The sequence below is a fragment of the Tepidimonas taiwanensis genome, assembly GCF_020162115.1.
GTDB classification, from domain to species: domain Bacteria; phylum Pseudomonadota; class Gammaproteobacteria; order Burkholderiales; family Burkholderiaceae_C; genus Tepidimonas; species Tepidimonas taiwanensis.
Genome location: NZ_CP083911.1, coordinates 1,139,637 through 1,163,119 on the forward strand (window position 1 = coordinate 1,139,637; position 23,483 = coordinate 1,163,119).

21 protein-coding genes and 1 tRNA gene are annotated in these 23,483 nt (G+C 68.0%); 4 read left to right on the forward strand and 18 right to left on the reverse strand.

All coding sequences use genetic code 11. From position 1 onward, the window contains the following. Positions 1-2 precede the first annotated feature (2 nt). The 6 genes from purL to LCC91_RS05315 form a co-directional block, all read right to left on the reverse strand. Positions 3-4,061 (reverse strand): phosphoribosylformylglycinamidine synthase, encoded by a 4,059-nt coding sequence (gene purL, locus LCC91_RS05290; protein WP_224441034.1) that lies wholly within the window; start codon positions 4,059-4,061, stop codon positions 3-5. 186 nt (positions 4,062-4,247) lie between these two features. Further along, a complete protein-coding gene (gene soxX, locus LCC91_RS05295; protein WP_052231771.1) occupies positions 4,248-4,898 on the reverse strand; it encodes a sulfur oxidation c-type cytochrome SoxX in 651 nt (216 codons plus the stop codon). A gap of 16 nt (positions 4,899-4,914) precedes the next feature. Beyond that, positions 4,915-5,712, reverse strand: a complete 798-nt coding sequence (soxA, locus tag LCC91_RS05300; protein ID WP_043703364.1) for a sulfur oxidation c-type cytochrome SoxA — start codon at positions 5,710-5,712, stop codon at positions 4,915-4,917. A gap of 79 nt (positions 5,713-5,791) precedes the next feature. Further along, positions 5,792-6,103 (reverse strand): thiosulfate oxidation carrier complex protein SoxZ, encoded by a 312-nt coding sequence (soxZ, locus tag LCC91_RS05305; RefSeq protein ID WP_043698894.1) that lies wholly within the window; start codon positions 6,101-6,103, stop codon positions 5,792-5,794. A 51-nt stretch (positions 6,104-6,154) separates the two neighbouring features. Then, the gene (gene soxY, locus LCC91_RS05310) at positions 6,155-6,613 is read right to left on the reverse strand and encodes a thiosulfate oxidation carrier protein SoxY (protein WP_043702515.1); all 459 of its coding nucleotides are present in this window, start codon (positions 6,611-6,613) and stop codon (positions 6,155-6,157) included. Between the two features lie 236 nt (positions 6,614-6,849). After that, complete coding sequence (locus LCC91_RS05315; RefSeq protein ID WP_043702518.1) at positions 6,850-7,443, reverse strand: isochorismatase family protein; 594 nt, start codon at positions 7,441-7,443, stop codon at positions 6,850-6,852. A gap of 81 nt (positions 7,444-7,524) precedes the next feature. Between LCC91_RS05315 and LCC91_RS05320 the strand changes: the two genes are divergently transcribed. Beyond that, positions 7,525-8,193 carry a C40 family peptidase gene (locus LCC91_RS05320; RefSeq protein WP_313904200.1) on the forward strand — a complete coding sequence of 223 codons (669 nt, stop codon included), beginning with the start codon at positions 7,525-7,527 and terminating at the stop codon, positions 8,191-8,193. Between the two features lie 32 nt (positions 8,194-8,225). Here the strand turns inward: LCC91_RS05320 and LCC91_RS05325 are convergent, their stop codons facing one another. Beyond that, positions 8,226-8,444 (reverse strand): YdcH family protein, encoded by a 219-nt coding sequence (locus LCC91_RS05325; RefSeq protein ID WP_043702522.1) that lies wholly within the window; start codon positions 8,442-8,444, stop codon positions 8,226-8,228. 130 nt (positions 8,445-8,574) lie between these two features. After that, positions 8,575-10,869, reverse strand: a complete 2,295-nt coding sequence (locus LCC91_RS05330) for an arginine/lysine/ornithine decarboxylase (RefSeq protein ID WP_043702525.1) — start codon at positions 10,867-10,869, stop codon at positions 8,575-8,577. A 141-nt stretch (positions 10,870-11,010) separates the two neighbouring features. On the opposite strand from LCC91_RS05330, the gene LCC91_RS05335 reads away from it, so the two are divergent. The 3 genes from LCC91_RS05335 (at position 11,011) to LCC91_RS05345 (ending at position 12,598) form a co-directional block, all read left to right on the forward strand. Further along, positions 11,011-11,460, forward strand: a complete 450-nt coding sequence (locus LCC91_RS05335; RefSeq protein WP_043702540.1) for an NfeD family protein — start codon at positions 11,011-11,013, stop codon at positions 11,458-11,460. A 48-nt stretch (positions 11,461-11,508) separates the two neighbouring features. Continuing rightward, positions 11,509-12,423, forward strand: coding sequence for an SPFH domain-containing protein (locus tag LCC91_RS05340; protein WP_043702528.1), 915 nt, complete (start codon positions 11,509-11,511; stop codon positions 12,421-12,423). Between the two features lie 84 nt (positions 12,424-12,507). Next, positions 12,508-12,598: transfer RNA gene (locus LCC91_RS05345), tRNA-Ser, on the forward strand. 441 nt (positions 12,599-13,039) lie between these two features. On the opposite strand, the gene LCC91_RS05350 is transcribed toward LCC91_RS05345, so the two are convergent. The 10 genes from LCC91_RS05350 to zapE form a co-directional block, all read right to left on the reverse strand. After that, on the reverse strand, positions 13,040-13,282 hold the full coding sequence (locus tag LCC91_RS05350; protein ID WP_143898449.1) for a hypothetical protein: 243 nt from the start codon (positions 13,280-13,282) through the stop codon (positions 13,040-13,042). Further along, positions 13,279-13,542, reverse strand: coding sequence for a hypothetical protein (locus tag LCC91_RS05355; protein ID WP_143898447.1), 264 nt, complete (start codon positions 13,540-13,542; stop codon positions 13,279-13,281). Before LCC91_RS05355 ends, LCC91_RS05350 begins: the two co-directional genes overlap by 4 nt. After that, positions 13,539-14,234 (reverse strand): hypothetical protein, encoded by a 696-nt coding sequence (locus LCC91_RS05360; protein WP_143898445.1) that lies wholly within the window; start codon positions 14,232-14,234, stop codon positions 13,539-13,541. Before LCC91_RS05360 ends, LCC91_RS05355 begins: the two co-directional genes overlap by 4 nt. Further along, positions 14,231-17,116 carry a PriCT-2 domain-containing protein gene (locus LCC91_RS05365; RefSeq protein WP_143898443.1) on the reverse strand — a complete coding sequence of 962 codons (2,886 nt, stop codon included), beginning with the start codon at positions 17,114-17,116 and terminating at the stop codon, positions 14,231-14,233. The genes LCC91_RS05360 and LCC91_RS05365 overlap by 4 nt, the downstream gene beginning before the upstream one ends. Next, complete coding sequence (locus tag LCC91_RS05370; RefSeq protein WP_143898441.1) at positions 17,113-17,304, reverse strand: hypothetical protein; 192 nt, start codon at positions 17,302-17,304, stop codon at positions 17,113-17,115. Before LCC91_RS05370 ends, LCC91_RS05365 begins: the two co-directional genes overlap by 4 nt. Continuing rightward, positions 17,301-17,540: a helix-turn-helix transcriptional regulator gene (locus LCC91_RS05375; RefSeq protein WP_143898439.1), complete on the reverse strand. Its 240-nt coding sequence runs from the start codon at positions 17,538-17,540 to the stop codon at positions 17,301-17,303. The genes LCC91_RS05370 and LCC91_RS05375 overlap by 4 nt, the downstream gene beginning before the upstream one ends. 114 nt (positions 17,541-17,654) lie before the next feature. Then, positions 17,655-18,668: a hypothetical protein gene (locus LCC91_RS05380; RefSeq protein ID WP_143898437.1), complete on the reverse strand. Its 1,014-nt coding sequence runs from the start codon at positions 18,666-18,668 to the stop codon at positions 17,655-17,657. Between the two features lie 108 nt (positions 18,669-18,776). After that, positions 18,777-19,985 (reverse strand): tyrosine-type recombinase/integrase, encoded by a 1,209-nt coding sequence (locus LCC91_RS05385; protein WP_143898435.1) that lies wholly within the window; start codon positions 19,983-19,985, stop codon positions 18,777-18,779. Between the two features lie 191 nt (positions 19,986-20,176). Next, complete coding sequence (locus LCC91_RS05390) at positions 20,177-22,279, reverse strand: putative bifunctional diguanylate cyclase/phosphodiesterase (RefSeq protein ID WP_058616259.1); 2,103 nt, start codon at positions 22,277-22,279, stop codon at positions 20,177-20,179. Between the two features lie 61 nt (positions 22,280-22,340). Next, positions 22,341-23,480: a cell division protein ZapE gene (gene zapE, locus LCC91_RS05395; RefSeq protein WP_052231686.1), complete on the reverse strand. Its 1,140-nt coding sequence runs from the start codon at positions 23,478-23,480 to the stop codon at positions 22,341-22,343. Positions 23,481-23,483: the final 3 nt, after the last annotated feature.

A 23,483-nucleotide genomic window follows, 5' to 3' on the forward strand; every position in this document is an offset into this window, starting at 1 on the left:
CTTCAGCCGACCCAGCGCCGCGCGTTGCGGAACATCCGCATCCACGGGCTGTAGGCCGCGATCCCGCCCGTTGCGGCCAGGTCCGTCCAGCTCAACTGGACGTTGCGGAAGACGCGCTCCGGGTGCGGCATCATCGCCGTGAAGCGCCCGTCCGGCGTGGTGACCGCGGTGATCCCGCCCGGGCTGCCGTTGGGGTTGAACGGATACGCCTCGGTGGGCTGTCCGTGGTGGTCGACGAAGCGCATCGCCACCGCCACACGCTGCGCGTCGCCGCGCTGACCGAAGTTGGCGTAGCCCTCGCCGTGCGCGACGGCGATCGGCAACCGGCTGCCCGCCATGCCCTGGAAGAAGAGGCTGGGCGAGTCCGTCACCTCCACCAGCGACAGCCGGGCCTCGAAGCGCTCGCTGACATTGGTGGTGAAGCGCGGCCAGTGCTCGGCACCGGGGATGATGGATGCCAGCTCGGCAAACATCTGGCAGCCATTACACACGCCCAGCCCGAAGGTGTCCGCGCGGCCGAAGAACGCGCGGAACTGCTCCGCCAGCTCCGGGTGGAACGTGATCGAGCGCGCCCAGCCGATGCCGGCACCGAGCGTGTCCCCGTAACTGAAGCCGCCGCACGCAACGAGCCCGCGAAAACCGTCGAGCCGCGTGCGACCGGTGAGCAGGTCGGTCATGTGCACGTCCACCGCTTCAAAGCCCGCGGCGTCGAACGCGTAGGCCATCTCGACGTGCGAATTGACCCCCTGCTCGCGCAGGATGGCCACACGCGGGCGTGCCAGGTTCAGGTACGGTGCCGCCACATCCTCCGCCGGGTCGAAGGTCAGCGCCACGTGCAGGCCCGGATCGTCCGCGCGGCCGGCGGCGGCGTGCTCGGCGTCGGCGCAGGCCGGGTTGTCGCGCTGCTGGCAGATCTTCCAGCTCACGCTGTCCCACACCTGGTGCAGGTCCTCCAGCTTCGCGCTGAAGAGGCACTTCGCGTCGCGCCAGATCTGCAGCTCGCCCTTGCCGGCGTCGATCGGGCTGTTGGCCGGCCGGGTCTTGCCGATCACGTGGCTGCACGCGGACAGCCCGTGGGCACGCAGCGTCTGCATCACCGCGTCACGCTCGGCGCTTCGCACCTGCAGCACCACGCCCAGCTCTTCGCTGAAGAGGGCCTTGAGCGTCAGCTCGTCGCGGCGGGCGCTAACCTGCGCGGCCCAGTTTTTCGCGTCGCCGTAATCCGCGCGGCTGTCCCGGATGCCGTCGCCCTCGGTGACCAGCAGGTCCACGTTGAGCGTGACGCCCACATGTCCGGCAAACGCCATTTCCGCCACACAGGCGAGCAGCCCGCCGTCGCTGCGGTCGTGGTAGGCGAGGATGCGCCCCTGCGCACGCAACGCGTTGACCGCGGCGACGAGCCGAATCAGATCCTGCGGGTCGTCGAGGTCGGGCACCGCGCCGCCGGGCTGGTCCAGCGCCTGTGCGAGGATCGAGCCGCCCATGCGGTGCTTGCCACGGCCCAGGTCGACGAGGATCAGCGTCGTGTCCTCGTGCGCGTCGAGCTGCGGCGTGAGCGTGCCGCGCACGTCGGCGAGCGTCGCGAAGGCGCTGACGATCAGGCTCACCGGCGCGACGACCTTGCGGGCCTCGCCGTCCGCCGTGCGCCACTGGGTGCGCATCGACAGGCTGTCCTTGCCGACCGGGATGCTGATGCCCAGCTGCGGGCACAACTCCATCCCCACGGCCTTGACCGTGTCGTACAGCGCTGCGTCCTCCCCCGGCTCGCCGCACGCCGCCATCCAGTTGGCCGAGAGCTTGACGCGCGACAGTTCGATCGGCGCGGCCAGCAGGTTCGTGATCGCCTCGGCCACCGCCATGCGGCCGGCGGCGGGCGCGTCCAGCGCCGCGATCGGCGTGCGCTCGCCCATTGCCATCGCCTCGCCGGCCAGGCCACGGAAATCCGCCAGCGTCACCGCGCAGTCGGCCACCGGCACCTGCCACGGCCCCACCATCTGATCGCGGTGCGTCAGCCCCCCCACGGTGCGGTCGCCGATGGTGATGAGGAAGCGCTTGGACGCCACCGTCGGATGCGACAGCACCTCGATCACGGCGCGCTGCAGGGGCACGTCGGTGCCGTCGAAATCGGCAAAGCGGCGCCCGATGCGCGCCACCTCGCGCCGCATGCGCGGCGGCTTGCCGAGCAGCACCTCCATCGGCATGTCCACCGGGTGCGCGTCGGCCGGCTGGGTCGCGGCGGGATCGGCGACGACGAGCTGCCGCTCCGCCGACGCCACGCCGACCACCGCGTACGGACAACGCTCGCGCTCGCACAGCGCGGCCAGCCGCGGCAGCGACTCCGGCGCGACCGCCAGCACGTAGCGCTCCTGGCTCTCGTTGCACCAGATTTCCTTCGGTGACAGGCCGCTTTCCTCGAGCGGAATCGCGCGCAGGTCGAAGCGCGCCCCGCGCCCAGCGTCGTTGACCAGCTCCGGGAACGCGTTGGACAGCCCCCCCGCGCCCACGTCGTGGATCGCCAGAATCGGGTTGTCCGCGCCCAGCGCCCAGCAGTGGTTGATCACCTCCTGTGCGCGGCGCTGGATCTCGGGGTTGCCGCGCTGCACCGAATCGAAGTCCAGCTCGGCCGCGTTGGCTCCGCTGGCCATCGAACTCGCCGCGCCCCCGCCCATGCCGATGCGCATCCCCGGGCCGCCCAGCTGCACCAGCAGCGTGCCGGCCGGGAACACCACCTTGTGCGTCTGCTGCGCGTCGATCTGCCCGAGCCCCCCGGCGATCATGATCGGCTTGTGGTACCCGCGATCGACGGCGTCGACGTCGGAGACGACGCGCTGCTCGTAGGCGCGGAAGTAGCCGAGCAGGTTGGGGCGGCCGAATTCGTTGTTGAACGCCGCGCCGCCCAGCGGCCCGTCGATCATGATCTGCAGGGGGCTCGCGATGTGCGCGGGCTTGCCGTCGGGCTGGTCCGACCACCCACCCCACAGGCGCGAGACGGAAAAGCCCGTCAGCCCCGCCTTCGGGCGCGCACCCCGTCCCGTCGCGCCCTCGTCGCGGATTTCGCCGCCCGCGCCGGTGGCCGCCCCCGGAAACGGCGAAATCGCCGTCGGGTGGTTGTGCGTCTCCACCTTCATCAGGATGTGATGGCGCGCCTCCTCGCGGCGATAGACCGGGCTGCCGTCGCCGTCCGGCACCGCGACGAAGCGCTCCAGCGCGTGTCCCTCCATGATCGCGGCGTTGTCCGCGTACGCGACGATCGTATGCTGCGGCGCCGTCTGGTGCGTGTGGCGGATCATGCCGAACAGGCTCATCGGCTGCTCGACCCCGTCGATCACGAACTGGGCGTTGAAAATCTTGTGCCGACAGTGTTCGCTGTTGGCCTGCGCGAACATCATCAGCTCGACGTCGCTGGGGTTGCGCCCGAGCCGCGTGAAGGCATCGACCAGGTAATCGATCTCGTCGTCCGCCAGCGCCAGTCCCCATGCCGCATTGGCTTCTTCCAGCGCCGCGCGCCCGCGCTGCAACACGTCGACACGCTGCATCGGCTGCCCGGGCAACGGCTCGAACAGCGCTGCGGCGGAGGCCACGTCGCGCAGCACGCTCTCGGTCATGCGGTCGTGCAGCAGCGCGGCACACGCCTGCCACTGCGCCTCGTCCAGCGTGGCGGTGCGGCCGAGGAGCCCGCCGATGCCGCTGGCTTCCACGGTCAGCCAGTACTCGACCACCCGCTCGACGCGGCGCGCGGCGAGCCCGCAGTTGTGCGCGATATCCGTGGCCTTGGACGCCCAGGGCGACACCGTGCCCAAGCGCGGGCTGACGACCACGCACACCCCCTGCGTCGGCCCTGCATACGGCTCACCATAGGTCAGCAGCGCAGCCCAGCGCTCGCGGGTGGCGTCGTCCAGCGGCGCGTCGGTGGCCACGAGATGCACGTACCGCGCGGCAATTCCGGTGATGCGGGCGTCGATGGCCTGCAACCGGGGCAGCAGCTGCCGGGCGCGGAAATGACCGAGGGCATCCCCCCCGGCAAAAAACGAAAAGTGAAGTCGGGGCAGCGATGCGTTCACAGCAATGGGCAGGAGTGCGAAAGTCGGCCCGGTATTGTACGGGGCCGTATCCTCGGAAAGACCGTTCGCCGCTCCCGCAAACGAGGCACACCATTGCGCTTGATGGAACGGCAAAAAGGGGCGCCGTGCGCCCCTGTTGTTGGCCTGTGTCTGGAAGGAATCGATTGCCCCGGTTCCCGTCGCGGGTCACTTGTTCACCGGTGAGTTCGGGTCCAGCAGCAGCGCCATCACGTGCTTGATCTGCTGCTCGTTCAGGATCCCGCGATGGCCGGCGCTCGGCATCTTCGTGCAGGCGTTGAACGCGCGCGAGTTCCAGATCTTCGCCCACGTGTACTCGATGATCGGCTTGGCTGCGGGGCTGTTCGGGTCGGTCACGCCGCGCAGCTTGCCGTAGTTGTACAGGCTCGGCCCCAGCGTGCCGTAGGAGATTTCCTCCTTCGTGATCTGGTGGCAGTTGTAGCAGTTGCCGCCGTTGACCGTCTTTTCATCGTCGCTCCACGTCAAGCCGCGGCCGCTTTGGGCGATCTTTTCGCCCTCCTTCCAGTCACCCAGGAACTTGCCGTCGCTCGGCCACTTGACGCTCTTGTAGGCAGCCTCCTCGATAGCCTTGGCGGTCTTCTCGTCGAGCGGCTTGCCCGACACTTCGGACTGCCAGCAGGCCAGGCGTGCCTCGTCCTGCTCCAGCCGGTCGAGCTTGGCGATGCCGCGCTCGACGAACGAGGCCTTGACGACCTCCATCGTCATCTTGTCGTATTCGGCCGAGGTGTGGCCGGTCGTGCAACCCGCCACGGCCAGGGCGACGGGGATCAGGGTCAGAGCCAGTTTTGCGGTTTTCATGGACCTATCCTCCGGTTCAGCGCTTGATGGCAGGGGCGATCGACTTCGCACCCTTGGCGTTCACCCCCATGTACACCCCGAGCGCGATCGTCACGTCGCTCGCGAACGTGGGCTCGGGGAAGCGCTGCTGGCGATAGCAGTCGTTGAGGCGGTGCTGCATGCTCCACATCTGGCCATTGGAAACCCGATAAGCCGGCCACGCCGCGAAGCCGACGCCGTCGCCCGGATTCTTCGTCAGGTTCGGCAGCTCTTGCAGCCGGATGCGCTTGCCGTCCTCGCTGTGGCAGCTCGCGCACGAGAAGTCGTGCGGACCGCCGCGCATGAAGAACAGGCGCTTGCCGATCTCATACATGTCGCGTTCCGCCTGCGTGTTGTACGGCAGGTTGAACGGCATCCCCTTGGACTGCGACGCGATCCAGGTCGCCAGCGCCACGACGTTGGCCGTCTCGCCTTTGCCGAAACTGCGCTGTGAAACTTCCTTTTTGACGTCGATGCCCTGCAGCGTCTCCATGCAGGTCAGCAGCCGGCTCTCCAGATCCTGCACACGGCCGGTGTCCTTGAAGAATCGCGGCAGCTCGACGAACGCGCCCTTGACCACGCCCGGGCCCTTGCCCAGGTCACACTGCTCCAGCGACGCGTTTTTCGGCCCCCGTTTTTGCTTCCACAGCTCCTCGCCCTTCACCTCAAAGAGTTCGGCCGGGTTACCGTCCTGCAGCATCGCACGGTACTCTTCGATGCCTTTGCTGGCATCTTGGGCGATGGCCGGTGCTGCAATGCAGCCCAGTACGGCCAGCCCAACGATCGTTTTTTTCATCATCGGCTCCTCGGTTGCAAAGACACCGGGCGGCGGCTCCTCGCGGCGAACGACCCGCCCCCGACGTGGGGATCCATCGTCAGGCGATGGTGGCTTCGTCGGTGCGGGACTCGCCCTTGTTGTCGGTCCACTTGACGACCACCTTGTCGCCCTTGGCCGCACCCTTGAACTTGAAGCTCAGAAACGGGTTCTGCGACACCGCCCCGCTCCACATCGCCTTGAGCACTTCCCGTCCGTTGTGCGTGGCCACCACGTCCGTGATGTAGTGCGCCGGCACCAGGTTGCCCGACGCATCGCGCCGCGTCCCCGGCTCCATCACGTGGCTCATCAACACCCGCACCGTCGTCACCCCACCGGCCTCGTTGGCCCGAATGCGCATCGGATCTGCCATGACTCTTACTCCTTGTTCGCTTGCGTTCGTGCTGTTTGCGCTCAGCGGCCATCAGCCACCGCAGCCACCCAGCGTCACCTTCGTCTCTTTCACCGCCGAGTACAGCTTGCCGTCGGCCTTGACCACCGCCAGCACGTTGGTGCTCTGCCCCATCTTCAGCCGCGTCTGCACGTCCGCTTCCGTGCCCGCCGGAATCATGAACGCCGCCGCCAGCGGCGTCGGGTTCTTCTCCACCAGCAGGTAGATCTCGGTGGTGTTGGGGATCTTGCTCACCGCCCCCACCGGCACCACCGCGCCGTTTTCCGCAATGTCCGGCGAGATGATTTGCACCTGATCGCTCGTGGCCGGCTGCCCGCCCACGGCCTTGAGCGCATCGGCCAGGCTCTTGGCCGCAAAACCGTCGCGGCTCATCGCCTGCGCCTGCTCGGCCGTCACCAGACCCAGCGACACCAGCGTCGCCAGCGCTCCGCCGGCCTTGAGCACGGCGCGTCGATTCGTAACCTTGTCCATGGCTTTTCCTTCGTCAGTCGAATCACTCGGTGAACCAGTGGCGGCTGCACGCATCGTCTGCGCCACCACGACCTTCGTGACAATTATCAAAGCAGCCGCACGCAGCGGCCATACTCGATAACCCTAAAATCCAAATATTCGCAACGCTTGATAGCTATCTCCTATTCAAGAGATAGCACCTGTCCCGCCTCACCATCACAGTGCACCATCACGGCGGGGAGCCGCACCGCGATCGTTTACTTCAGCAGCGCCAGCGCGTCACGGAAGCGGGGGTGCCGGGCGTCACGCAACCACTCGAAGGCCACCATCTCGGCCGTGACGAGTTCGACCCCCGCGGCGGCCAGGCGGTCGAAGGCCGCGTCGCGGTCCCGCTCGCGGCGCGAGCCGCAGGCGTCGGTCACGACCCACACGTCGAGTTCCTGCTCCACGAGGCCGAGCGCCGTCTGCAGCACGCACACGTGCGCCTCACAGCCGGCCAGCACGATGGTCTGGCGCGCCGGCGCGGCGGGCTTTTGCAGGTGTTTCGGCAGGCTGCGCGCGTTGCCCGCGGGGCGCGCCGGTGCGCGCAGCGCGTCCAGCAATCCGGCGCCGCTGGCGTCAAAGGTCGTTTTGGCGAAGACGCGGCGGCACCGCGCGCGCAGCGCCGGCACCAGTGAACCGAGCCGCTCCGGCGCCTGCTCGGTGCCCCACACCGGCACGTCGAACATCACTGCCAGGTTAGCCAGCAGCTCCGCGCGGCGCAGCACCTCGTCGCCGTGTGCGATCGCCGGCATCAGCCGCGCTTGATAGTCCACCAGCACGAGCTGGCAGTCGCTTGCATCCAACAACATCCGTCGAGTTTACTGGTTGGCCCACCGCCAGCGCGACCACACCCTTGACGTCGCGGCACCATTCGCCGTAACGTCGCGGGCATGCCCAACGCGCATCGCCCGCTGGTCGCTCCTGAATCACCGGTTTTCACCGGGGACCGGGGGCGCGCGCCCGTGCTGCTGGCCGCGATGGTGTGGGCATGCCTGGCGGTGCCATCGGCCTGGGCGCGCGATCCTATCATGGAACTGCTGGCGGCCCGCGGGCTGCTGACCCCCGACGCGGTGGCCGCCCCGGTCGCTGGCGAGACCCCGTTGTCGGGACCGGTGGACGCCCTGCCCCTCACCCCGGCCGCGCCCGCGCCGCCGGACGGTGCGACGGACGCCCGCTCAGCCGCGCTCGTGTACGCGATGGCCTATGTCGGCGTGCCGTATCGCCGTGGCGGCACGGGTTACGAGGAAGGGGTGGATTGCAGCGGCTTCGTGCAGGTGACGTTTCGCGAGACCCTCGGGGTGGTGCTGCCCCGGCGGGCGGCGGAGCAGGCCCAGGCGACGCTGCCGATCGACCCGGGGCAACTCGCGCCGGGCGATCTGGTCTTTTTCAATACCCAGGGCGAGCCGTTCAGCCACGTCGGGATCTACGTGGGACAGGGGCGCTTCGTGCACTCCCCGCGCTCGGGGGCGCAGGTGCGGCTCGAGCGTCTGGGTGACCGCTACTGGCGCGAGCGCTTCGACGGCGCGCGCCGCGTGGTGGGGGGCGACGGTCGCGGCTGACGTCGCCCCGGGCGCGATCCGGCGTTGCGCCGTCAGTGCGCCGCGGCCTTGCGCAGGATGTCGTAGAGCTGATCCTTCAGCAGGAGTTTTTCCTTCTTCAGCGTTTCGATCTGCTCGTGCGTGCCGGGCTCGATGCCCTGCTCCATGCGTTGGATGCGCTCGTCGAGTTCGTTGTGCTTGTCGAACAGGCGCGCGAAGTGGTGGTCGCTCGTCTTCAGCTTGGAAATCAGGTCGCGGTATTCTGGAAACATCGCTTCTCCCGTCTGGGTTCGGTAAACGGACGGCGTCACTGTAACCCAGAACGGGCCCCGACCTGCCGGGGACGGGCCGCCAACCGCGCCTGCCTTTGACCCAGCGCAAAAATCCCGGGCCGGACCGGCCTCAGGCGCGCTTGACGCAGTCGGCGTAGTAGCGCTTGGTGCCGTCGAACGCCTCCTCCACCACGAGCCCGTGGATGTCGGTTTCGAACCCCGGGCAGCGGGCGTTGAATTCGCGCGAGAACTTCAGGTAATCGACGATCTTGCGGTTGAACACCTCGCCCGGGATCAGCAACGGAATGCCGGGTGGGTACGGCGTGATGAGCGCCGTGGTGATGCGCCCCTCGAGCTCGTCGATCGGCACACGCTCGGTGTTGCGGTGGGCGATCTGGGCGAACGCGTCGCTCGGCTTCATCGCCGGCGTCAGGTCGCTCAGGTAGATCTCGGTGGTCAGGCGCGCCACGTCGTACTGCGCGTACATCTCGTGCACGAACTGGCACAGGTCGCGCAGGCCCATGCGCTCGTAGCGGGGCTGCTTGCGGCAGAACTCCGGCATCACGCGCCACATCGGCTGGTTGCGGTCGTAGTCGTCCTTGAACTGCTGCAGCGCCGTCAGCAGCGTGTTCCAGCGGCCCTTGGTGATGCCGATGGTGAACATGATGAAAAACGAGTACAGCCCCGTCTTTTCCACCACCACGCCGTGCTCGGCCAAAAACTTGGTGACGATGCTGGCCGGGATGCCGGTCGGGGCAAAGTCCCCCTTGAGGTTGAGACCCGGCGTGATGATGGTGGCCTTGATCGGGTCGAGCATGTTGAAGCCCGGCGCCATGTCACCAAAGCCGTGCCACGCGTCTTCGCCGTCGGCCGTCTGCACGCCGTCGGCGTCGGTGCGCTTGAGCACCCAGTCGTCCGCGCGGCCGATGCCTTCCTCGGCCAGTTCCTCCGGGCCCCAGACCTGGAACCACCACTCATCCGGCCCGAACTCCGCGTCCACCTTGCGCATCGCGCGGCGGAAGTCGAGCGACTCCGCGATGCTCTCCTCCACCAGCGCGGTGCCGCCCGGCGGCTCCATCATCGCCGCCGCCACGTCGCAGCTGGCGATGATGCTGTACTGCGGGCTGGTGGACGTGTGCATCAGGTACGCCTCGTTGAAGAGGTGGCGGTCGAGCTTTTGCGTCTGCGAGTCCTGCACCAGCACCTGCGACGCCTGGCTGATGCCGGCGAGCAGCTTGTGGATCGACTGCGTCGAGTACACGACCGAGTGCTGCGGGCGCGGCCGCTTGCGCCCCATGGCGTGGAAGGTGCCGTAAAACGGGTGAAACGCCGCGTGCGGCAGCCACGCCTCATCGAAATGCAGGTTGTCCACGTAGCCATCGAGCATGCGCTTGATGGTCTCGGTGTTGTAGAGCACGCCATCGTAGGTAGACTGCGTCAGCGTCAGGATGCGCGGGCGCACCTGCGCCGCGTCCACCCCCTGCAGCAGCGGGTGCGCGGCGATCTTGGCCCGGATGGCGTCGGGCTCGAACTCGCTTTGCGGAATCGGGCCGATGATGCCGTAGTGGTTGCGCGTCGGCTTCAGAAAAACGGGGATGGCCCCCGTCATGATGATCGAGTGCAGGATGGACTTGTGGCAGTTGCGGTCCACCACCACCACGTCCCCCGGCGCGACCGTGTGGTGCCACACCATCTTGTTGCTGGTGCTGGTGCCATTGGTGACGAAAAAGCAGTGATCCGCGTTGAAGATGCGCGCGGCGTTGCGCTCGCTCTCGCCGATCGCCCCGTTGTGATCCAGCAGCTGGCCCAGCTCCTCCACCGCGTTGCAGACGTCGGCGCGCAGCATGTTCTCGCCGAAAAACTGGTGAAACATCTGCCCCACCGGGGTCTTGAGGAACGCCACGCCACCCGAGTGGCCCGGACAGTGCCACGAGTACGACCCGTCTTCCGCGTAGTCCAGCAGCGCCTTGAAAAACGGCGGCTGGATATATTCCAGATACGCCTTGGCCTCGCGGATGATGTGGCGCGCGACGAACTCCGGCGTATCCTCGAACATGTGGATGAAGCCGTGCAGCTCACGCAGGATGTCGTTGGGCAGGTGGCGGCTCGTGCGCGTCTCGCCGTAGACGTAGATCGGCACCTCCGCGTTCTTGCGCCGCACCTCCTGGATGAAGGCGCGCAGGTTCTGCACCGCGAGGTCGTCCTCGGGGTTGCCGCTGACCTCCTCGTCGTCGATCGACAGGATGAACGCGCTGGCGCGGCTCTGCTGCTGGGCGAACTGGCTCAGGTCGCCGTAGCTCGTGACGCCGACGACCTCGAAGCCCTCGGCCTCGATGGCCTGCGCCAGGGCGCGGATGCCCAAACCCGACGTGTTGTCGGAACGGTAGTCTTCGTCGATGATGACGATGGGAAAGCGAAATTTCATGGGCCGCAAGTGTAAGGACAATACCCCCCGCCGTGATGACGGCGGCCCACCGACAGACCAGCGGCGAGGTTGGCACGTTGTATAACGCGCACAGGCGCCCCGCCGGGCACGACGCCCGCCGCGCGCGCATGGAGCATGGACATGAGTGACACAACATTCTGGTGGGTGCTGACCGGCGTGGCCGTGGCGGCGGAGCTGCTCTCGGGCACCTTCTTTTTGCTGATGCTGGCGCTTGGCGCGGCGGGCGGGGCGCTGGCTGCACACGCGGGGTTCACGCTCACGGCGCAAATCGCCGTCGCCGCGGTCGTCGGCGGCGGCTTCGTCGCCGGCTGGGCGTGGTGGCGCTTCCGGCGCCGCAACGGTGCGGGCGCCGCGCACGCTCCGCGGCAGCACCCATCGGCCAACCCGGACGTGCTGCTCGATGTCGGGCAGGTCGTGCAGGTCGCCCAGTGGGGCGCCGACGGATCGGCCCGGGTGCATTACCGGGGCGCCGACTGGACAGCCGTCCCCGCCGCGGACGCCGAGCGCCGCCCGGGCCCCTGGCGCATCGCCGCCGTCGAGGGCAACCGCCTGATCGTCGAACCGCTCTGACTTGCCGTCTCGCCCTCTTTTTCCTATTGCCCCTGCCTGGAGCCCGTCATGGAAGTCGCTCTCCTCCTACTCGTCATCGCGGTCATCTTCGTCGCCAAGTCGGTCAAGGTCGTGCCACAGCAGACCGCCTGGGTCGTCGAGCGGCTCGGCCGCTACGACCGCACCCTCTCGCCCGGGCTCAATTTCGTCATCCCCTTCATCGAGAAGGTTGCCTACAAGCACAGCCTGAAGGAAATCCCGCTGGACGTGCCGGAGCAGATCTGCATCACCAAGGACAACACCCAGCTCAAGGTGGACGGCATCCTCTACTTCCAGGTCACGGACCCGATGCGCGCGAGCTACGGTTCGTCCAACTACGTGCTCGCCATCACGCAACTGGCGCAGACGACGCTGCGCAGCGTCATCGGGCGGCTGGAGCTGGACAAGACGTTCGAGGAACGCGAGATGATCAACGCCCAGGTGGTCAATGCCATCGACGAGGCCGCGCTCAACTGGGGCGTCAAGGTGCTGCGCTACGAGATCAAAGACCTCACGCCCCCGGCCGAAATCCTGCGCGCGATGCAGGCGCAGATCACCGCGGAGCGCGAAAAGCGCGCGCTGATCGCTGCCTCCGAGGGCAAGCGCCAGGAGCAGATCAACCTCGCCGAGGGCGAGCGCGCCGCGTTCATCGCCAAGTCCGAAGGGGAAAAACAGGCCGCGATCAACCAGGCCCAGGGCGAGGCCGCCGCCATCCGCGAGGTGGCCGAGGCCACGGCCCAGGCCATCGAGCGGGTCGCGGCCGCCATCCGCCAGCCCGGCGGCGAGCAGGCCGTGCAACTGAAGGTCGCGGAAAAGGCGGTCGAGGCCTACGCCCGCGTCGCGCACGACGCCAACACGACGCTGATCGTCCCGAGCGATATGCGCGAAGTGTCGGCGCTGATCGGCTCGGCGATGAAGCTCGTTGCCGGCACCAAAGGCGCCTGATCAGCGCCTGGTCGGCTGAACGCCCCGCCCGGCCCGGACGGCCGCATTTACCCCGGATGGCGGCGTGTACAATACGCGGCTCCCGGAGAGATGGATGAGTGGTTGAAGTCGCACGCCTGGAAAGCGTGTAGGGGTTAACAGCCCCTCGGGGGTTCGAATCCCCCTCTCTCCGCCAAGCATGAAGCCCAAGCAATTGATTTGCTTGGGGTTTTTTTCTTGATGCTCTGATCGGTCTTACTGCCGGTCTTACCCGCGTGCAGCGCTTGCCGGGTTATCCACAGGCTCTGGGCACGCCGCTATGGGGGTCGGAACTGAAATCCGCCCCTTTGCCGCCGCCGCGTGCGTGCTGCCGTAGCGCCAGCAAGGGGGGGGGTGCGATCCACCCCCTCCCGCCGGTGTCCGCCGTGCGCTGGGGGGGGGTACGCACTGCATGCGTATCCCCCAGCCCGTCACGCTCCGCGCCGCGCCGGTGCGCGAGCATCGGCATGGCGTTGCCGCGTCCGCCAGGGGCCGCCAGAAGGCCGCCAGGGGCCACACGCGCCGCGCGGCAAGGGGTAGGTGCCACCCTCCCAGAAAAACGCGCCAGCGGCCCCCGATGGCCTCACTGCCGGTTAGGTCATGGCGCGCCGCGCCGGTCGCCGTAGCTGCGCTCGATCCGTATGACCGTGCGCCAAAAGCGCTCGACCTCGCGGGCCTCGACGCGCCCCACCTCGACCACCTCGCCGCGGAAGTTCCGATTGCTAAGCAGTCGCAGCCCGCCGCCGGGCATCGGCTCGACGTGCGTGAAGATCAGCAACTCGCCATCGTCGCGTCGTTCCAGGCGCACGATGCGCCGCAGCATCGAAGTGGTGCCACTCATCGTTTCTCCTCCAGTGCGGTTAGGCGCTCTTCAAGCTCATCAACTCGGGTCGCCTCTAGCAGGGTCCGCAGCAAAAACCCGGCCGTGGTAGCCGTTTTTGCGTCAATCGACCCGCGCCGAAATTCACCGTACACCGCCGCGAGTTCGCGGCGAATCCCCCGCGCGTTGGTCAACGTCGGCCGCCGCCGGTAGCCGGGGGCCGGGTCGAGGATTTCCAGTTGCACATCAATGGGTTGGGGCTCTTTGTCGCGTGCTGTCACTGCTGGCCTCCCACGCGCTCAACAGGCAGACGCTGCGGGCAACGATGCGGCCGCACAACGAACACGTCCGCCAGCGGCTGGCGCTCGGCTGCACACCACCAGCGGCTTGATGCCCCGGCCCGCAGGTGCGCGCACACCAGGCACGGCCGCCGATTGTCGCCCTCGCGCGCCGCCAGGTGCGCCGCATCCGCCGCAAGCTCGGCCTCGTCGTTGGTCAGCCCCATCGCCAGCCCGCGCTCGATGGTGGCGGCCATCGCCCGGCATTCCTCCTCGCTCGCAGGCGGCCAAAACCGATCCCAGCCGGTCGGTGCGGCTGGCGCTTGCCGGTCGCGGGCCTCGAAAGCCGCGCAGCGCTCGGCGTGATCGGGGGATGGCCAGCGGATGCCGAAGCGTTCGGATAGCCCGGCCTCGACAGGCCGCGAACATGTGCTGGCCTTGGTCAGGTGCGCGCACTGCCGACACGTGCGCCCGCTGGCGCTGGGTTGTGCCGTCGTGGGGGCCGGATCGTTTGCGGCTTCGGCTAGCAGAGCCACAAGCTCGGGCTTGTGCGGGGTCAGGATCGCAGCCCAGCGCTTCACGGCTTGCGCGTCGCCGCGCAGCTTGACTGTTCCAGGGGCGCTGCCGGGCAGCACCTCCACGCCGTCGCGCCGGGCTTGCTCCAGGATGTCGCGGGGAGTGGTGGCGGTTTTCATAGGTCAACCTCCACGACGTCGCCGCCCGTGGCCGTGACGTTGCCACCCGCGGGGTATATACCTTTTTCGCGGGTGCCGCACATAGAATCAATGTCACCAATGTCACCGACGTCACCAGACGCCCCGTTTTTGGTGACGTCGGTGACGTCGGTGACGTTATTTCCTACTTGTTGGGGAGCGGCGAAAAAAGGGTATGCCATGCGGCCAATCTCACACATGACCCGACCAACCGACCGCGTGTGCGATTCCACCTCAACCTTGATGCCCAATTGCCCCAGCGCCGGGCTATACCGCCTCAAGGCATCCCCTAGCCCACGTGGTGACCGTGGCCAGTAGTCCGACGCCTCGTGCGCGGGGCGGTCGCGGTTGAGCAGGTCGAGCAGCTCGCCCACGCTGCCGCGGAAACTGCGGCCAGCCTCCACCATCTTGACGATGGCCATCGCCACGGGGCTTGCATCGATGGTGCGCTGGATGCTTTGCCGCCGGTGCCCCGCGTAGAGCTCGAGGAAGTGCCCGGGCTTGTGCCCCAGCACACGCGCGATGGCCTCGCCCAATTGGGCGAAGTCGGCCAGGCGCGGCAGCGCCCAGCTCTCGCGCTTGACCTCTGGCAGCACGCGCAGCGCGTTGCAAAACAGGTCGAGCAGCCCGGCAAAGATGGTGGGCGCGTCGCGCTCGGTCGCCTCGCGGATTTGCTCATCGGTCCGGCGCTGGGCCAGACGCGGCAGATGGATGCATACCGCCCGGTCGAGCAGGTCGGGGCGCGTGATCACGGGGTTGATGCCATTCACCGCGATGGGCCGGTGGGCTTTGAGTACGGCCTCTTCGCTGTCGGTGTAGAGCCGCCGCGCCGCAAAGCCCGCGCCCGTGGAAATCGCGCACATGGCGTCGGACTGGTCGGCGCTCAGGGTGGACAGGTTTTCGAAGCTCAATAGGTGCGCATTGGCCGCCGCCACATACAGGTCTTCGGTTGTCTTGGGTCGGCCGCGCAGCGGCACATCGCTTGGATCAACGAACCCGCGCAGGATGCGTTGCGCCGTGGACTTCGCCGCGCCTTGTTCCCCGGAAAGCTCCAACACCGCATAGGGTGTGTCGGCTCGCCAGCACTCGAGCAGCCATGCCAGCACCAGCAGCCGGTCGGCCTCCGGCACATTGACCAAGTTCCACAGCAGGCCGACGTCGCCGCGGGCCGCAGGCTCTGGCATGGCGCGGGTGGCCTTGCTGCGCAGGAATCGAACCGGTGGATGCTCGACGATGCGCCAGCCGCCGGGTGTGAGCAGGATTGCCCGCCAGCGCGGATCGCCGATGTCCAGCCAATAGCCCTCGTCGGTCTTCGCCACCCGCAGCGCTGGGGTGTGCTCTTCGCCCTCGAATTTGGCTTTGCCGCTCAGCGCGGTCGTGGCGGCCTTCAGCGCCTCCGATCCCGGCGCGGCTCCCAGCTCCGTGAACGCCAGATGCGCCAGCCAATCGCGAAAGCCGGTCGAGTCGATGCGCCAGTGCTGCACCTCGCCCGCCGACCCCGCGAACGATGCGAACGCCTCGCCATCCGGGTCGTGCCACAGCGTGCAGCGCTCGGCGGCGAGCTCGGCCAGTGTGGTGGCCTGTGACTGGGGCGCGCCGTCCGCTTCCTCGGATCGCAGCAGCTTATCCAGGGCCGTGACGCCGATCTTGGGGCAGGCCGCTTTGAGCTCCACGCGCAGCGCTTGATACCCGCCGGGGTCGCGATCCCGCAGGTCGCGCAGCGCGTCCAAGGTCGAACCCCGGCAGGCGCGCCAGAATGCCGCCGGATCGCCAGCACGCGCCAGCTCGAGCAGGTGCGCCACTGCCTCGGCGGGGTCTGGGTCGGCCTTCGCTGGGTCGTGGCCATCGTCCGACGGCTCAGGCTCCGGCCGCTCGACGTGCTCGAACGCCTCGCGCACCGCATCGAGCCCGCGCGCCACGTGCAAATCGTTGAAATCTGCGCGCTCGCCAAGCTCTGCGGGTGGGGCCACGATGCCGCACCCCAGCGCCCGCGCAGCCTTCACCGCCTCGGGGTGGGGCTGGCCGCCTTCGCTCAGGTCGGCGGCAATCACGAGTTCCAGGCCGGGGCGCTCCGCGCGGATTGCCTCGCCAGCCGCCTTCAAGTTGTTGACCGACAGCGCAGCGGCCACCACCTCGCCCAGCGCTTCGGCGATGCTCAGCGCGGTCGCCACGCCCTCGGCCAGCACCAGCCGCCCAGCCTCCGGCAGCGGGCCGGTTGCCCAGATGCCGCCGCGCTTTCGGCCTCCCGATAGCGCCGCCTTGCGTCCAAGCTCATCAATGAATTCGACGCTCGATAGCTCGCCACCGACGCGCACCGGCGCAATCAGGATGGGCCCCTGGAGCAGCTCGCCGCCAGACTGCGCCCGGTAGCCGGTCAGCTCGGCCAGTCGGTCGGCGTCCAGCTCGCCCAGGGTCTCGGTGGGCTGAACGCGTTTGCGCACCAGGTAGGGGTGATCCGCTCCAGCGGGCCGGGCAGCGTCCCACACGCGCGCCGCCACTTCGCGCGCGCGCTGGGCTTTCGCCTCGCGCTCGGCGTCGTGCTGCGCGGTCGGTGCCGTGCGCGGCCGGGCTGGGACGGACGGCATGGCAGCGTCTCCGCGCCAGCCGTTGCGCTTCGCTTCGTGGAACAGGCTCGCCACGGTCACGCCGCCGGAGCAGCGGATCGACCGCCACGTATCGCGGGCCGCGCGGGGGTCGTAGTTGCTTGCGCCAGCGCTCCACGAGTTCCAGATGTCAAACCCGTCATCGCCCAGCGCTTCCTTGATCCCCATCGCCATGCGAACCCAGGTTTGCCGGTCGTGCGGATCGATGCATGCCAGGGCGCTGCGGATGCGCTCGGCGGGGTCGGTGCCCATCGTGATCATGACCGCACCCCCTCAATTCCCAGCTCGCGCTCGAGCTTGGCGATAATCGCCAGGGCGCAATCGAGCTTCGCGGAAACCGCCGCGTACCAGTCGGCCGCTGGCGCGGTAAAATTCCGCTGCATTTCTTCCTTGCCCCCCTGTTGCCCGGCCCCCGCCGGGCTTTCTTTTTCAGCGGCTGCAAGTGTCATGCGCCACCTCCTTGCGCGCGGCTGCGCTCGATTCGCGCGGCCAGCCATGCATCGATTTCGGCCTCAACCCAGCCGACGGCGCGCGCGCCTAGCTGCACGGGGCGCGGAAACGTGGGGTCGAAGTCGCCGGGGCGCTTCGGATTGGGCCGCAGGCGCGCGTATATCGAGGAACGCGACAAGCCTGTGCGCTCTTCGACCTGCTTCCGTCGGAGGATGACGGGGCTTTTTTCAGCCATGCTAGTAACTCCTAAGCAAGCGCCGGAACATACCGGCATGGCTGCGATGATCTTTTGGACCCGCTGATCAGTCGAAGAAATTCGAAAGATTTTTCGGGCGCGAATCTTCCAGATTCACGTTAGCCGAATCTGGGCCTTGCGCACATCGTCATAGGTCACTTCAAGGTCAGGGTCATCGAGCACGACATCGGCCACGATAGCTACAGCGCGCTGCGCTTGCGGGGTGTTCGCTTCGATTCCGTGAACCTCCCGCAGCACGTGCAAAAAAGCGCGCAGGTATTCCACCTTGGGGCTGTGCTTTCGCGATGCGACGGCGGCCCCGACCATGCCGCCGTGCTCCGGGCTGTAATCGCGCGCAGCGTCGGCTAGCGTGTCCAATAGTTCCGCAAGGCTTGGGGCGGTCTGCCACGCCAGATGCACCGCATCCCCCCCGCGGCTTGGTCCTAGCACGATGGTGTCTGGCCCGGCGCTGCTGGCATCCGCCTCACCTTCGCGTTCTGGGGCTAGCCCCAGGGACCGGCGGTCGGATCGCCACATGTGCAGATTGCGCCCGTCATCTTCGCGGCTGTCGGTGCTGCGCAGCAGTTCGGCAACCGAGTAAAACACCCCTGGCCGGTATAGGCCGGTGTCGTGAAAGCGCCGCAGTAGTTCGCTCAATTCGCGGGCCTTGCTTTCGATGGCGGCTGCCAGGTCTGCCGCTTGTTTCAGTTCGTCCCGAAATGGGCGGTAGTCGAGTCGTGACGCCCACGCCGCGTAAATGAATCCGCGCTGCTGCATGTCGCCGGGCCATTCGCGAACGATCAGCCGGTAGGCTTCTTTCATCCGCGCGTCGTAGCCAAGCCGCCGTATCGCGCCCACGTCGTAACGGGTCTGCTCGATGCTCTGTGACTGCCGCGCGATTTCACGCCGCAGGTTGAGAATCTTTTCGCTCAACCACTTCGGCGCTTCACCAGCGGGCAAACGCCCGGCTTTCGCCAAACACTCGTTCAGTTCGCCCCGTAGCCTTGCCAATTCGGCCTCGGCGCGTCGCAGGCTACCGACCAAGCCGTCGCCGCTGCCTTTGCCGCCGTGCAGGTATGCGTTCAAAGCCTGTCGCACCGCTAGCGGTACGAAATCCGGAAACTTCATTGCGCGCCCCCTTGCGCCCCCCCCCTTGTCTGGTGCCGCACCAGCCGGGGCGGGGGTCCCCGGTTTTCGCCCCCGGTGATCAGCCGGGGGCTAGGTGCGGCGAAAACCTCACGCCGCGCTTGCCAGCCGCACCACGTGCGCACCGCCGCCGGTGGCGAAGCGCCCCCATGCGTCCATCAGCTCGCGACGGCGGTCGAACAGGTCGGATCGCTGGTAGGCGGCCTCCACCTTGTCCGCGTTGACGTGGGCTAGCGCCGCCTCGGACACGCTGCGCGGAAAGTGGGTCTGTTCCTCGCACCAAGTGCGGAATCCCGCGCGGAAACCGTGCACGGTCGCGCCGGGGGCGATGCCGTGCAGGGCTTTGTTCAGCGCAACGTCGCTCAGCAGCCCGCCGCGTGCGCCGGGAAACACCAGCGCCGCGCCCTCACCGCGCAAGGCGGCCATCTCGCGCAGGATCGCCAGCGCCGGGGCCGATAGCGGAACCCGGTGCGGCCTTGCCGCCTTCATGCGCTGCGCGGGTATCGACCATGTGGCAGTGTCGAGGTCGATTTCATCCCAGCGCGCGCCGCGCGCCTCACCGCTTCGCGCTGCCGTCAGGATCAGAAAGCGCAGGCACGCCGCCGATGTGTGTGCTTTGCTCTTCAGCTCCGCCATGATGCGCGGCACGTCGGAATAGGGCGCTGCGGCATGGTGCTCGCGTGTGCGCACCTTGCGCGGCTGCGGCAGCAGCTTGTCGAGTACTCCCCTCCACCGCGCCGGGTTGCGCGTGCCGTCACACAGCCCGTGCACGGCGGCGTAGTCCAACACGGCCTCGATTCGCGCGCGAAGCCGGGTTGCAGTCTCGGTCTTTTCGCTCCACAGCGGCCCGAGAATCGCCATGACGTCGGTCAGCGTCACATCCGAGGGCAGCTTGTTACCGATCTTCGGGAAGGCGTAGTCGCGAAGGGTGTTAGCCCATTGCTGCGCGTGCTTCGGGTTGCGCCATCCCGCGCGCTTGGATTCGATCAGCTCGGCAGCGCATCGCGCGAAGGTCTTTTCTTCCTCGGACTCGACACGGCGCACCAGCTGCGCGGGGTCTTTGCCATCGGCAAGCGCTTTCCGCATCTGTTCCGCAAGGCTGCGCGCCTCGGCCAATGACCGGGTATGCAGCGGGCCTAGCCCGATTTCGCGCACACGCGCGCCCGCCTTGTACCGGAACACCCAGGCCCGCGAGTCCGGGCCGCGAACGCGAAGGTACAGATTCGCGCCGTCTGCATGCGTGCCAGGCCCCAGGCTGGCCACTTGCCGCGCGCTCAGGATGTGCAATTTCGTCGCCATGAAAAACTCTCCGCCCAACCCTTCCGGTCTTACACGCGGTCTTACACGCTTGCACGGATTCTATCGGTTTTCGGCGGATGCCATCGGAACACGAGGAAAACTAAACCGTTGATCTATAGAGGAAAACCGGATTTCGCCGGAATCCAGCGGAATCGAGTTATGGGGACCCTCTCTCCGCCAAAACGGCGCGCTCAATGCGCCAAGGCGCGCGCTAGCACGGCATCGGCCGGTTGTGGCTGCCCATCGCGCCAATAGCCCTGCCAGCGGTCACAGCCCATGTCGCGCAGCAGGCGCCAGTGGGCCTCGGTCTCCACCCCTTCCGCGACGACCCGCAGGCGCAGGTGTTTGGCCATCGCCAGGATGGCGGCACAGATCTGGCGGTCGTCCTCGTCGTCAACCAGGTCCCGCACGAAGCTGCGGTCGATTTTGAGCCCGTCCATCGCCAGCCGCTTGAGCAGCGCAAGCGACGAGTGCCCGACGCCGAAATCGTCCACCACCACCCGCATGCCGAGCGCCTTCACGGCCCCGACGATGCGCTCGGGCTGCGGGCCGCTGTCCATCAGGGTGCTCTCCGTGACCTCGAGCTCCAGCGCCGCGGGCGGAATCGCATGCCGTTCGAGATGGCCCGTGAGCCGCCGGAAAAACGCCTCGTCGGCCAACTGCCGCGGCGAGACATTGACCGCCATCTCGGCGTCGTGCCACCCGGCCGCGCGCCACTGGCGCAGCGTCGCGCACGCCTGCGCCAGCACCCAGTCCCCCAGCGCCGGCATCAGGCCACAGGCCTCGGCGATGGGGATGAACGTGTCCGGCGGAATGCCCCCCAGCACCGGGTCGGTCCAGCGCAGCAGCGCCTCGGCCCCCGTGAGGCGGCCGCTGGCCATGCACCACTGCGGCTGGTATACGAGGTGGAAAGCACCCGTCTGCACGGCCCGGCGCAGGCGCGACTCGATCAGCAGCCCGCGGTGCGCCTGCTGGTTGAGCTCCTCGGTGTTGAAGCGAAAACCGCCGCGGCCCTGTGCCTTGACGGCGTAGAGCGCCGCATCGGCGGACCGCAGCAGCGACTCCGCATCGTGCCCGTGCTCCGGATATAACGCGATGCCGATACTGGCACCGACCGTCAGCGACTGCCCGTCGGGCGCCTCCCACGGTTGTCCGGCAATTTCGAGCAGGGCCCGTGCCACGCGCGCGGCGTCATCCGGTGTGTCGATGGGGTCGAGCAGGATCGTGAACTCGTCGCCGCCCCAGCGCGCCAGCACGTCCGACTGCCGCAGGCGCTGGCGCAACCGCAGCGCCATGTCGCGCAGCAGCGCGTCCCCCACCTCATGCCCCAGGCCGTCGTTGACCCATTTGAAGCGGTCCAGGTCGAGCATCAGCACCGCGAGCCGGCCGTGTTGTCGGCGTGCCAGCGCGATCGCCGCCTGCAAGCGCTCGTCCCAGTGCAGGCGGTTGGGCAACTGGGTCAGCGGGTCGTGGCGCGCCAGGTGCGCCATGCGCCGCTCGCTGCGCCGCAGCCGCGCCTCCTGCTCGTGGTGGGCCTGCCAGTCGAACAGCAACCCGACGAACCGCTCCGGGCGGCCGTCGGCACCGCGGTACGTCCGGCCCCGTCCACGAAACCACCGGTACCGGCCATCGAAGCAACACAACCGATAGATTTCGTCGAATTCCACCCCCTCCTGGAGCGCGGCGTCGACGGCGCGCAGACAGCGCTCGCGGTCCTGCGCATGTAACCGATCCCGAAACCGGAAATCGCGGTGGAAGTCGTCGCCGGTATAGTGCAGCAACCTTTCGAACGGTTCGCTGTAATCGACGATATCGGCCCGCAGGTCCCAGTCCCACCAACCCGCCCCCGTCGCGTCGATGGCGAGCCGCAGCCGCTCCTCGCTGCGCCGCAGGGCGTCCTGCGCGACGACGGCATCCCCCACGGCGTGCGCCACCACCAGCAGCAGATCGCCGTGCGCACGGCGCACGGTCAAGCGGACCCAGCGCGTCGCACCCGCCGCATCGGTGACGCGCTGGTCCATGTTCAGGTGTAACCGCTCGCCGCGGCGGAACTGACGCAGCCACTGCCGCACGCCGTGGCGCTCTTCCGCGATGGCGCACTGGGCCCACGGGTGACCGACCAGGTCAGCGGCGTCGCGCCCGACGATTTGCGCAAACGGCGAGTTCACCGCCAGCAGCGTGCCATCGTCACGCATCACCGCCACCCCGAAGTGCGCGTCCCGCAACAGCGCAGCCAGGGCCGGGCCGGGCATCTCCGCCAGCCAGTCGTCCAGGCATCGCCGCTCGAGGGTCATACCGCGATGTTAGCGGCGCGCGCGGCGCCCACCGCGTCTGGGGGCTATCGGGGCGGCGCGCTCACGTCAACGCGGTGTCGACGTCGCGCCGCTGCAGCGCGAGGTATTCCCGGGACTGCATCTCGTTCAGGCGCGAGACGGTGCGCGGAAACTCGTGCGCAAGCGGCCCCTCGGTGTAGAGCTGTTCCGGCGGCACGGCGGCGGAGATGATGAGCTTGACGCGGCGGTCGTATAGCACGTCCACCAGCCATGTGAAGCGCCGTGCCGCCGACGCCATGTTGACCGGCATGTGCGGCACGTTGCTCAGCAGCACGGTGTGGAACTGGCTGGCGAGTTCCAGGTAATCGTTTTGCGAGCGCGGACCGCCGCACAGCGTGCGAAAGTCGAACCACACCACGCCGCCGGCGCGGCGGATGGCGCGGATCTCGCGCCCCTCGATGCGCAGCACGGGGTCTTCGTCCTGCGCCTCGGCGAGCTGCTCGAACGCGGCCTCCATCTCGCGCTCGGTCGCCTCGCCCAGTGGCGTCAGGTACAGCCGCACGTGCTCCAGCGCGCGGCGGCGGTAGTCCACGCCGTGGTCGACGTTGACGACTTCCATCGTGCGCTTGAGCAGCTCGATCGCCGGCAGGATGCGGTCACGGTGCAGCCCGTCGGGGTATAGCCCGTCCGGGTGGAAGTTGCTCGTCGTCACCATCCCGATGCCGTATTTCTGCATGGCCACGAGCAGCCGGTGCAGGATCATCGCGTCGGTGACGTCGGCGACGTGAAACTCGTCGAAGCAGATGAGGCGAAAGCGCACGGCCATGCGTTTGGCCAGCGCGTCCAGTGGGTCCACCGTGCCTTGCAGGCCGGCGAGTTCGCGGTGCACCTCGCGCATGAACTCGTGGAAATGCAGCCGCGTCTTGCGCCGCAACGGCACCGCGTTGTAGAAGCAATCCATCAAAAAGCTCTTGCCGCGCCCGACCCCGCCGTACAGGTACACCCCGCGCGGAATCGGCAGACGGTTGATGAGCTTTTTCAGCGCGTTGGAGCGCCGTTGCTTGAAGTGCGTCCACTCCGCGGCGCAGCGCTCCAGCGCCGCGACGCCGCGCAGTTGTGCCGGGTCGCTGCGAAACCCGCGCGCGGCGAGTTCCGCCTCGTACGCACGCCGCACCGGCCCCCACGCGGGGTCCGGTGCCGGCACGCCGCCCTCACCGTGCATCGA

Excerpts from the sequence above, each read along its gene's own strand:
- soxX (WP_052231771.1), bottom strand. The coding sequence starts at position 4,898 with ATGAAAACCGCAAAACTGGCTCTGACCCTGATCCCCGTCGCCCTGGCC.
- soxA (WP_043703364.1), bottom strand. The coding sequence starts at position 5,712 with ATGAAAAAAACGATCGTTGGGCTGGCCGTACTGGGCTGCATTGCAGCA.
- soxZ (WP_043698894.1), bottom strand. The coding sequence starts at position 6,103 with ATGGCAGATCCGATGCGCATTCGGGCCAACGAGGCCGGTGGGGTGACG.
- soxY (WP_043702515.1), bottom strand. The coding sequence starts at position 6,613 with ATGGACAAGGTTACGAATCGACGCGCCGTGCTCAAGGCCGGCGGAGCG.
- LCC91_RS05315 (WP_043702518.1), bottom strand. The coding sequence starts at position 7,443 with ATGTTGTTGGATGCAAGCGACTGCCAGCTCGTGCTGGTGGACTATCAA.
- LCC91_RS05320 (WP_313904200.1), top strand. The coding sequence starts at position 7,525 with ATGCCCAACGCGCATCGCCCGCTGGTCGCTCCTGAATCACCGGTTTTC.
- LCC91_RS05325 (WP_043702522.1), bottom strand. The coding sequence starts at position 8,444 with ATGTTTCCAGAATACCGCGACCTGATTTCCAAGCTGAAGACGAGCGAC.
- LCC91_RS05330 (WP_043702525.1), bottom strand. The coding sequence starts at position 10,869 with ATGAAATTTCGCTTTCCCATCGTCATCATCGACGAAGACTACCGTTCC.
- LCC91_RS05335 (WP_043702540.1), top strand. The coding sequence starts at position 11,011 with ATGAGTGACACAACATTCTGGTGGGTGCTGACCGGCGTGGCCGTGGCG.
- LCC91_RS05340 (WP_043702528.1), top strand. The coding sequence starts at position 11,509 with ATGGAAGTCGCTCTCCTCCTACTCGTCATCGCGGTCATCTTCGTCGCC.
- LCC91_RS05350 (WP_143898449.1), bottom strand. The coding sequence starts at position 13,282 with ATGAGTGGCACCACTTCGATGCTGCGGCGCATCGTGCGCCTGGAACGA.
- LCC91_RS05360 (WP_143898445.1), bottom strand. The coding sequence starts at position 14,234 with ATGAAAACCGCCACCACTCCCCGCGACATCCTGGAGCAAGCCCGGCGC.
- LCC91_RS05365 (WP_143898443.1), bottom strand. The coding sequence starts at position 17,116 with ATGATCACGATGGGCACCGACCCCGCCGAGCGCATCCGCAGCGCCCTG.
- LCC91_RS05370 (WP_143898441.1), bottom strand. The coding sequence starts at position 17,304 with ATGACACTTGCAGCCGCTGAAAAAGAAAGCCCGGCGGGGGCCGGGCAA.
- LCC91_RS05375 (WP_143898439.1), bottom strand. The coding sequence starts at position 17,540 with ATGGCTGAAAAAAGCCCCGTCATCCTCCGACGGAAGCAGGTCGAAGAG.
- LCC91_RS05380 (WP_143898437.1), bottom strand. The coding sequence starts at position 18,668 with ATGAAGTTTCCGGATTTCGTACCGCTAGCGGTGCGACAGGCTTTGAAC.
- LCC91_RS05385 (WP_143898435.1), bottom strand. The coding sequence starts at position 19,985 with ATGGCGACGAAATTGCACATCCTGAGCGCGCGGCAAGTGGCCAGCCTG.
- LCC91_RS05390 (WP_058616259.1), bottom strand. The coding sequence starts at position 22,279 with ATGACCCTCGAGCGGCGATGCCTGGACGACTGGCTGGCGGAGATGCCC.
- zapE (WP_052231686.1), bottom strand. The coding sequence starts at position 23,480 with ATGCACGGTGAGGGCGGCGTGCCGGCACCGGACCCCGCGTGGGGGCCG.